4 protein-coding genes are annotated in these 10,814 nt (G+C 33.7%); 2 read left to right on the forward strand and 2 right to left on the reverse strand.

The annotated features are described in order from the left end of the window. The first annotated feature begins 25 nt into the window (after positions 1-25). Positions 26-1,990, forward strand: a complete 1,965-nt coding sequence (locus Q0975_RS24950) for a tetratricopeptide repeat-containing sensor histidine kinase (RefSeq protein ID WP_299442468.1) — start codon at positions 26-28, stop codon at positions 1,988-1,990. A gap of 334 nt (positions 1,991-2,324) precedes the next feature. On the opposite strand, the gene Q0975_RS24955 is transcribed toward Q0975_RS24950, so the two are convergent. Further along, positions 2,325-4,769 (reverse strand): SdiA-regulated domain-containing protein, encoded by a 2,445-nt coding sequence (locus Q0975_RS24955; RefSeq protein ID WP_299442471.1) that lies wholly within the window; start codon positions 4,767-4,769, stop codon positions 2,325-2,327. Positions 4,770-4,902: 133 nt separating this feature from the next. Further along, the gene (locus tag Q0975_RS24960) at positions 4,903-6,237 is read right to left on the reverse strand and encodes a DKNYY domain-containing protein (RefSeq protein WP_299442474.1); all 1,335 of its coding nucleotides are present in this window, start codon (positions 6,235-6,237) and stop codon (positions 4,903-4,905) included. A gap of 256 nt (positions 6,238-6,493) precedes the next feature. Here Q0975_RS24960 and Q0975_RS24965 point away from each other — a divergent pair. Further along, positions 6,494-10,814, forward strand: a 4,321-nt coding sequence (locus Q0975_RS24965; protein ID WP_299442477.1) for an HYR domain-containing protein, incomplete at its 3' end; no start/stop codon positions are given.

Here is a 10,814-nt window from a genome sequence, read left to right on the forward strand (position 1 = left end):
ACGATTACTGTAAGTTTCTGTAAAAATGCCCCTACCAAACAATCCTCAATTCCCAAAGTTTAGTATCCTATTCATTTTGTTGACGACAACAGGTATTGTCTGTGCTCAAAAAGAAATAAACACTCCATTAAGTATCCTTGATAAGGATCAGGAGCTATTAGAACGAGCTCAGAATTATATCGAAGAAGAACATCCGGATCGAGAAAAAGCTTTTACAATAGGTCACGATGTACTAAAAAGAACTACAAGTGAAAATAATAAGATTTTAGCTCATAAGGTTTTGGTATCGTATCATTATTATAAGTATGCAACCGATTCGGCTTTGTTTTATGCAAAAAAAGCGGTTCAATTAATTGGAAATAAACAAGATACCTTGTCTCTAAAATCCTTGTCATATTTTTACTTAACTCTTTCCAATGCTTCCCGAGATAAAAACTTACTTAACGACTGTAAAAAGTGGGCTTTAAAAGGTATCGAAACGGCGCAAAAAAGTGAAGATCACTGGGCTCTGGATAAACTTACTATCAGTTTGGCAAGTTCATATAGGCGTTTAGGCGATGTCCATACGGCTATAGAACTATTAGAATCTATTCTTGAAGAAAAAGAAAATGCAGATCTGTATGAAAGTATTGCTCTTTGTTATATGGACATAGAAAACTATGCGCAAGCACTTTTTTATCACAAAAAAGCACTAGATTATTATTATTCTATTGATCATAAGAGAAGCATAGCTATCGCTTTATTGAATATCGGAGCAGTGTATCTGGAGATGAAAAAAGGTGATGATGCCTTACCTTATTTAAATAAATCACTGCGTATTGCAAGAGAATACAACTATCCCTTAATTGTTCTTAATAACTTGATCAATATTGGCGAGGTCTATCAGAATAAAAAGGAATTTAAAAAGGCTAAAAAAATGTACACTGATGTATTGGCTATATCAAAAGAGTCAGGCTATCTCCGGCAACAAATATATGTATACCAAAATCTAAAAGATATTGCCTTAGAGGAAAAAGAATACAAAGAAGCACTTGGGTATACTGAGAAAAAGAATCAATTGCAAGATTCTATAAATACACTACAAAAGGATAAAGAGATTGCTAAATTAGAAGTGGAGTATGAAACATTAAAGAAAGAAAAAGAAATAACGGTTTTGAAAAAAAACCAAGAATTTAAAGTTTTAGAAATAGAAAGACAACAATCCCAAAAAAGTATACTTACATATGCCTTTATTCTAATTTTAATACCCTTAATAGGCTTACTTTTTCTTTATTATCAAAAACTAAAAAATCAAAATCTACTCAACAAAAATCAAAAAGAAATTGGTGAGCAAAAAATAGACGCTTTAATAAGAGATCAGGAATTGAAATTAATCAGGACATCTATTAGCGTTCAGAATAAAGAAAGAAAACGAATTGCTCAGGAACTTCACGATAGAATAGGAGGAAATCTAGCGGCTATAAAGCTTCAGTTTAGTTCAGTTAAAGAAGGTTCAGAAAATTTAGATGTAATCTATAAACAACTTGATGATACGTATAAACAGGTAAGAATACTTTCTCACGATCTTATTCCCGAAAAATTCAAGCATAGTAATTTTACATATTTACTAAAGGAATACATGGGAAACATTGGAAAAGCTGGTAAACTGGATGTTAATATTGTTACCTATCAGGGACATAAAATTAACGAAATAGACCCTTTGTTTCATAATGAGCTATTCTCTGTTTTTCAAGAACTTATTACAAATACAATGAAGCATGCCAATGCTAGTAATGTTGCAATTCAAATTGATCTTATAGGCGATAGTATTTGCATTATTTATGAGGATAACGGCAAAGGATATGACACATCTGTAGCTACACATGGTATCGGTGTATCAAATATGAAGAATCGCATACAAAATTTATCAGGCACTATGGATATTGATTCTCAATTAGGAAGAGGAACGATCTTTAATATTGAACTGCCAATACCTCTTACTATATCTTAAAAATTCGCGTAGGATGATTTCTCATAAGAACCAACATAACTAGTTTATACGCTTCTATTCCTTTTAGGATTTATTCATAACCACACTAATAAGAAAATTGCCAAAATGTGCTCTTGACAATTTTACTGAAGACAGTGTGATAAAGATAATTTACTGTGCTTATTTTGCTAAATGAAAAATAAGAGAGTGAAATGAGTGCCTACTAAAAAGAAATACTTTCAGATCTAAAAAGACTAGAAACAAATGACTTTTTGTTTTCACTGTGTCAATAGTTAAACCATCAAAATCGGTATCTATTAAACGATCAGAGATACTGGCAGTTACATTTGTTTTTTTAATTCTTTATCACTCTTTTTACAGAAGTTTTACCATGTTGTGAAGTGATTTTTACAAAATAGATACCATTAGGTACATTAGAAATGTCAACCTCATTGTTTATAGTTGCTTTTATTTGTTGTCCTATTCCATTATATACAACCACACTTTTTAAAACTCCATTCATAAGATCAATCCTAAAAGTTCCTGAAGCGGGATTCGGTGAAATAAAAACATTGTTATCAAACTCTTCATCAACTATTGATAAACTCGATTCGTACTCATATGCGCCAAGATCCAGATTTCCTGAAACAGCTCTGTTTATTGAGTTTTGATGTTTTATATATTCTAGAGATATGTTGTGATCTGGTAATAAAGAAGCAGGGATAACATCTCCTTGATTTATTACTGGCGAGTTTTGTTGTAATTTGAAATTTTGACTATTGAAATCCTCAAATAACGGATCTGATCCCACAAGGTTATTACCAGTGTTATTTACAACACCATTTGGTGTACAATGACAGTCTTTCCATCCGGTTTTTAACCAATTATGATGCATATTGAAGGTTCCGTTATTGCTAATCATAGCAAAACTACTACCTGCTGCTGAGGTGTATACAGTATTATTAAAAACACTGGCAGTTTCATCATTAGAAGACAACGAAATCAAGGTAGTATTTGTTGTTCTAGTGGAAATCACAGTATTATTGTAAAAATATAACGTACCCTTTCGATAATCTGCTTGTGTACCACTATCTCCACCATAATGAACTACTTGAGAATTTCCTGCCCCATCTGGTTCTATGACTACATTGCCATACACATGAGTAGTATTATAACTAGGATGATTTACCAATACCTGAGAATCCTCTGCATCTACTAGATCCAATTGTCTGTTGCCTCCTTCGATCCAATTATTACGAACCACTAATCCCGCTGATCTGTCTTTTAGATTATTACCTCTAGCTCCAGATCGTAAAGGTCCAAATCGATTAAATTGATATGTAATTCCAATAGCTGCGGTATAGGTATTATGTTGAAAAATGCTTCCATCAATACCATTGTCATAAAAATAGTTTTTTTCGATTAAGATGTTTTCCGTGCTTCCATCATTGGCACCAATGAATAATCCGTTACCAGAATCATGTACGGTACAATTCCTGATAATAAGATTTGCCGCTTTTTCTACATAGATCCCAGCGGCATTATCAGAATAGGTGCTTGTTTGATTATTTCCTTTGGTAAATTGATAGGGTGATCTTCCGGATCTGATTTCGAGATTTTCTATAGTGATATAATTTGGCAAACCATCGGCAGGTACATTAGACCCTCCGATTTTAATGACTCCTCGTTCTTCATTCCAATAGTTAACTCCAGCAACGGTTACAGCATCATTGCCATCGATCACAGCTTGCTGCCCTTGCGGTCCATTAACACCTATAATTTCTATACGTTTATCTACTGTACCTTGTCTGTTAATGACCCATTTTTCTTTGTAAGGAGTATCTCTCCAGTGAATATAAACACGATCTCCAGGTTGTAAAGTTGCCCAAGGAACCTCAGAGATCGTTGCAAGACTTTGTCCAGGACCTACATGATAATCCGTTTCAGAAGAAGTTCCTTTTTCATAGACTCTGTAGTTATTAGCTTCACTGGTAACATAAAGCGAACCGTTGCCATCTACAGTAAGTCCTTCTTGCTGACTGCCGTCAGCCAACGTCAGTTCTCCATATATAGTTCCATCTGTTCCAACATCCACAATATTATGACTTTGGTGACTTAATATCCATAACCTGTTTGTAAGATTGTCAAAATAGACTGCAGATAGATCATCCATGATTCCACCTCCAAATGTGGTTTCTGCATTAAAAGGAATTTCCGGAGTTACAGTAATATTATTAGTAGTAGTTGGGCGATTGATTTTATATATTTTTCTAGGAGTTTTTTCTTTGACAATATAAAATATCTCATTGACAGCGTCATAAGCAATACCTTCTGGGCCAACGTTACCTGCTGGACTATCAAAAGTAATTTCCTGAAAATTATTTGCACTAATAGAAGTACTAGCAGAATTAATAGTACCAATATAAAATTTTGATGCTTCATTAACGATCGCAAATTCATTATTACCTAAATACACGATATCTTCAGAATCTCCAAATCCAGACATAGAAATGGTTCTCAATAAATTGAAATTGATATCAGCTTCCCAAATTCTTCCGCCGCTATTCTGAATCATAAAAAAAGAATTGCTTTCTGGAATCCAGGTGATACCGGATAAGTCATTGTTAATATAACTTAGAGATGTAAGGGCAGTAGTCGATGAGTATAATGGAACTTCTGAAGATTGTCCGAAAGATTTAATTGCGAAAAAGAATAAAATTCCTAATGATACCAGCAATTGCTTTCTAAAAAAGTAGCCAGTATTTTTTGGTGACGAGGTGTTTTGGTGAATTTTTTTCATTATTGGTTATTTATTTTGGTCTTTAGAGAGGCGTTTTAAGAATAATGATAATGGGTAAATGCCTGCTATTCAGTGTATAAATGTAACGTTGTAAAAAGTAGTATAGTACATACTAGGAAACAATACGAATTTGTTATTCTATAGGGTCGTATGCTAATCTATAGGTATATTGATCAATAGCTTCTCCATACATTCCTTCTTGATATACAAATGTATCAGGATCTACATCAAGCAAACGTTTTTCAAAAAAGTATACATAGTTGTTATCTTTTGCGAAACTAGAATTTATGATTTTAAAGGATTTAATATCAGCATCTTTAATTACGATTGATAGATAAAAAACTTGGTTTTTATCCCTTGCATATCGGTCTTCGCAGTTTTCATAGACCTCAAAGCTTTTATAATCCGCATCAATAATTCTTCTATGAAAACAATACACTTCATCTTTAAAAACTGTATGACTTTGTGAAATTTCTTTTAGTTCTTTTTTTAAGACAAAAATGGTGTGATTATCATCATAGATGAGTGTTGTTTGATTGAAATCATTTTCCAATTGATTGATTTTTTTGCTATTATAATCTGCTGCATTGGGATTCATTACAATACTTCCTATATAATAAAGATGGTTCTTGTCTTTAGAAAACAATGTATTTATCAATTCATAACTATCTGGGTCACTATTTGGTAATATTTTAGCTTTGTAATAGAGATGATTTTTATCGGCTTGATAATCTTTATTAAGGATTTTAAAACTAGCTGGATCGACGTGTTTTAGTATATTATTTTCAGAATAAATCGCATAAATGTCTGTAGCAAAAGCTCCCTTAATAACTTCGAAAGTTTCTGGATGAACCTTTTCTATACGATGTTCTTTGAAATAAATAACATTTCCTATTCTTAGATAATTTCCTTCAGTATCATTTTTTATTGGTAATGGCTTTTCATCTATGGATAACATTTTATTCTTGTTATAAAAAAGCGTTTTATCATCTTTCGAAAAATCACCCCATAAATATTGAAATGTGGTAGGATTTGCCTCTTTTAGTGGATCATGGAAATAAAAAACTTGTTTAGCATCCTTAGTATAGTAATAAGACTGATATTTTTCGTCAGACTCTTCATGAAGGATCATTTCAAATGTTTTTGGATCCGCATCCTTAAGAATAATTTCATCATGATACACGTGGTTTTTGTCTTTAGCTAAATTGTAAGCCAACACCTCAAAAGATTCTGAATCTGCCTGCTCGATTTCTTTAGCTCCTAAACTAAAAAAGTTAGCATTGCTGACATATACAATTCTATTTTCTTTGTAGTAATATTGGTTGCTTATATTTTTATTTATAGCTACCGCTCCATTGGTAGATGGTGAGGAAACCCAAGAAAACAGCAATATAACAACTGTATAATAGATAAAAATAATACCAAGAATAACTCCTAAGACGATGCCAATAATTTGTAGTGTTTTCATAAATGGGCTATTTGCTAATATTTATCTTTTAACTATTGTAAATTCTATCTAGTAAAACAAGATGATTAGTTCTGTTTTAGAATTACTTCACAAATATGGCAGATATAACTACTGCAATAAACACTTTTTTATGTGAAAAAGCATACCCCGAAAACAGGGGGTATATAAGTTTTTGTAAACCACGGTTTATGGTGAGGATAGATTGTGAAAGAGCTGTTAATTTTGCCTTAATTATAATGAATCATAACTACTATATATGGGGAAAGATATATTTAGATGTTTATATGTATGGAAGTCCAATTTAATAATTTTTATAGTATTCGGAAATTTATATGTCTCAATTGCGCAAGTCAATGCTCCTTACGAGTGTCCTGAAATACCATTGTCGTACATTAATGGAACCAATGGTTTTATATTAGAAGGTATTTCTGAAGATGATGAAGCTGGTTTTGATGTTAGTAATGCAGGTGATGTTAATGGTGATCTTATTGACGACATACTTATAAGTGCATATTTAGTCGATGGTGCAGAACAAGATGTGGGGGAAGTATATGTGGTATTTGGTAAAACGGAACCCTTTGATCTTGCAGTTGAGTTATCTTCTTTGGATGGAACGAACGGATTTGTTATAAGAGGAGAAACTCGCTTAGGTAAATTAGGAACTTCTTTAGCAGCTATTAATGATTTTAATGATGATGGCTTTGATGACATAATTATTAGTGAACCTGGAAATAGAAGTGCTTATGTTCTTTTTGGAAGGAACACTTTTCCTGCTTTAATAGTAACATCGGATATTATAAATACTACGGGGTTTAGATTGATGTCTAGTGATAATGTTTTATTTGGATCAGATGTAAATGGAGCTGGAGATATTAATGATGACGGAGTAAGTGACATTATTATTTATTCTCAAAATAACGATAATACAATAGCAGGAAAAACTTATGTAGTTTTTGGTACTTCCTCATCATTCCCCAATGTTTTTGATCTTACCAGTTTAGATGGAACAAATGGTTTTGTAATTAATAAAAACTCGTTTACTAATAATTCAAGTGAAAGAAGAGGAGTTGTAAATGCTGCTGGAGATATTAATAATGATGGAATTGATGATGTTATTATTGGGTTTCCAAATTTTTCTAATGGTACAGCGGATACGGGACTTGTTTTTGTAGTTTTTGGTCGTAATACAGGTTTTTCATCAAGTATGGAATTTTCCGATTTGGATGGTACCAATGGTTTTGGAATAATTGGAGAGGCAGATTCTGATAAGTTTGGTAATGCTATAGCTAAAGCTGGTGATATTAATGCCGATGGAATTGATGATATAATCATTGGAGCGTATTTGGCTGAGGTAGGTGACTTGTCCGGAGCTGGAAAAGCATACGTTGTTTTTGGGAAAGCAACCGCATATGATTCAAGTATTAGTATTTCTTCTCTTGATGGGAATAACGGTTTTTCCATTTTGGGAGATGAAGCATTTGGTTATGTTGGTCATTCTGTAAGTACTGCCGGAGATTATGATGGTGATAACATTGATGATTTGATTATTGGTGCTTATGGAGTAAGGTCTGGTGGAGCTGCGTATATTGTATATGGTAAAAATACAAGTTGGGATTCCGTTTTTGATACAAATTTGATAGATGGAGTTAATGGGATAGAAATATTTGATGATGAACGATTCAGTAGACAAAGATTTGGACACGATGTAAGTATAGCAGGAGACATTAATAATGATGGTGAGACTGACTTAATAATTGGTGCGATATCTCGAACAATATTTTCTTATGCTTTAGAAGGTAGAGGGTATGTTATTTATGGAGGTACCTTAAATGGAAGTGTTGATACTACACCTCCTAATATCGTTTGTCCTGGTGATCAAATTCTGCCCCCCGATGTTACTTTACCAGAATATATCCAACCTTTATTTGAAAATATAACAGATGGTTGTCAGCCTAATAATAGCCTTGTTATTACTCAGATTCCAGAAAGAGGCACTCCTGTCACTAATGGGATGATTGTTACCATAACTGCTACTGATAGAGCTGGTAATACAACGGAATGTATGTTTAGTATTACTCTGCAAAATATAATAGAACCTCCTTGTTCCAGTCCACTTGATGTTTCAGAAATATCGGGTTCGAATGGATTTACTCTAACAAGCCCTTATGTAGCTGATGGACCTAGAGGTCAGACTTTTGTGAGCGGAGCAGGAGATATAAATAATGATGGACGAGATGATTTTATCGTATGTATTAATGATAATGAACCAAGCGGTTTTGACGTTAACAGCTTTAGGTTAGAAAATGATCAGTCAGAAGCCTATGTTGTATATGGAACTGATAATGTATTTCCATCTACGTTTGACTTGTTTTTTTTAGAGGAATCTCAAGGGTTTAAAATAACCAAGCAACCACCATCTGCTAATGGAAGAGCAAATGAGTTTTTTGTAGTTGATACTGTTGGTGATTTTAACAATGATGGTATTGATGATTTGATTATTGGTGATTCCAATAGTCTGTATTTGATTTATGGAATGAATGGAAACTTTCCATTTACATTCGATTTAGCTAATCTCGATGGAACTAACGGTTTTGAAATATCTGCTGATAATTTCTCAACAATTGATGTAAGCGCTGCAGGAGATGTAAATAATGATTCTATTGAAGATTTGTTAATATCCGGAAGAGAAAATGGAGTACGTAAAGTATTTGTGATCTTTGGAAATTCTACTAATACTGCACCTTTCTTCGATTTAAGTACTTTGAATGGCGCCAATGGTTTTTTCATGAGAGAAGAAAATACGGTAGATCAATTTGGGATAAGTATTTCTGGTTCAGGTGATCTGAATGGCGATAGTTTTGATGATATTATTATAGGGGCATCTTATGCAGAACCTAATGGAGTTCGAAGAGAAGGACAGGTATATGTTGTATTCAGCCCAGGAACAAGTGTTTCTTCGGAGTTAAATATTTCCTCATTGAACGGGAATAATGGATTTATAATAAATGCTGTAGAACCAGGAGGGCGTTTAGGATCTTCTGTTACTGGTGGGATTGATATTAATAATGACGGTATGTCGGATATTATTGTTACTGCTCCAGAAGCAGACTTTGATATAAATGGAAGAAGAGTGGATGGAGCTATTTATGGATTATTTGGCACTGCCACTGGATATCCAGCGGCATTTGATCTCAATACTATAGATGGCACTAATGGAGCAATTATATATGGAAGACAGTTTATAGGACAAGCGGGATATTCATCCAGCATAGCGGGTGATTTTAACAATGATGGTATCGATGATTTGGTTTTAGGAGGTCCTTGGGGAAGAGGAGGTGATGCGTATGTTGTTTTCGGAAAGGAAAATTGGGAAGATATTCTGTTTCTGGATAATTTAAATGGAGTTAATGGATTGAACATCGGAAATAATTTTGATATAAGTGATCACCATATAGGAGCTTCAGTAAGTAATATTGGAGATTTTAATGGAGATGGTTTTGATGATATCATAGTTGGTGAAATACCAGACCTTTTTGATCAGGTTATGGGCAATACACATATAATTTTTGGAGGTATTAGCAATGATACTGAAGCACCAACATTTGACAATTGCTTAAATAATCAAACTCTTGATATCGGAGATGTATTACCAGACTATACTGGTCTGGTAACAGTTTCGGATAATTGTGATGACAACCCTACAATAACTCAATCTCCTGATTCCGGATCTGATTTTATGGATGGTATGACAGTAATACTAACCGTAACAGATATTAGTGGTAATAGTAATATGTGTAATTTTACCATTGACACCAATGTAACTGATGATACAGAAGACCCTACAGCTAGTAATCCATTACCAATTGAAGTTCAATGTTTAACTGATGTTCCAGATCCTGATGTAGAAGTAGTAATAGATGAAGCAGATAATAGCGGAGTTCCTCCAATAGTTGCTTTTGTAAGCGATGTTAGCGACGGTAATAGTAATCCAGAGGTCATTATCAGAACCTATAGCATAACGGATGAAGCAGATAATAGTATTGAGGTTACTCAAACAATTACGATAGACGATACTACTAATCCAATAGCCAGTAGTCCGGTATCAATTTTAGTGCAATGTTTAGGAGATGTGCCTGCTGCAGATCCATCTGTCGTAACTGATGTGTCAGATAATTGTACAGTAACTCCTGTTGTTGCATTTGTAAGTGATGATACCTCTGTAGCTGGTTTGGTAACGAGAACCTATAGCATAACCGATGAAGCTGATAATAGCATCAATGTTACTCAGATAATTACTATAGAGGATACAACTAATCCAACGGCTAGTGATCCGGCGTCAATTTCGGTGCAATGTGTTACAGATGTACCTACACCGAATATGATAGTAGTACTAGATGCATCGGATAATTGTACTACGAATCCTGTTGTTGCTTTTGTAAGTGATGATAGCTCTGTTCTCGGTATGATAACTAGAATCTATAGTATAACCGATGAAGCTGGTAATAGCATCAATGTTACTCAGATAATTACTATAGAGGATACAACTAATCCAACGGCTAGTGATCCGGCGTCAATTT

The organism is uncultured Aquimarina sp. (assembly GCF_947500065.1).
Taxonomy (GTDB): domain Bacteria; phylum Bacteroidota; class Bacteroidia; order Flavobacteriales; family Flavobacteriaceae; genus Aquimarina.

Coding starts and splice junctions, on each gene's coding strand:
- Q0975_RS24955 (WP_299442471.1), bottom strand. CDS start 4,769: ATGAAAAAAATTCACCAAAACACCTCGTCACCAAAAAATACTGGCTAC.
- Q0975_RS24950 (WP_299442468.1), top strand. CDS start 26: ATGCCCCTACCAAACAATCCTCAATTCCCAAAGTTTAGTATCCTATTC.
- Q0975_RS24960 (WP_299442474.1), bottom strand. CDS start 6,237: ATGAAAACACTACAAATTATTGGCATCGTCTTAGGAGTTATTCTTGGT.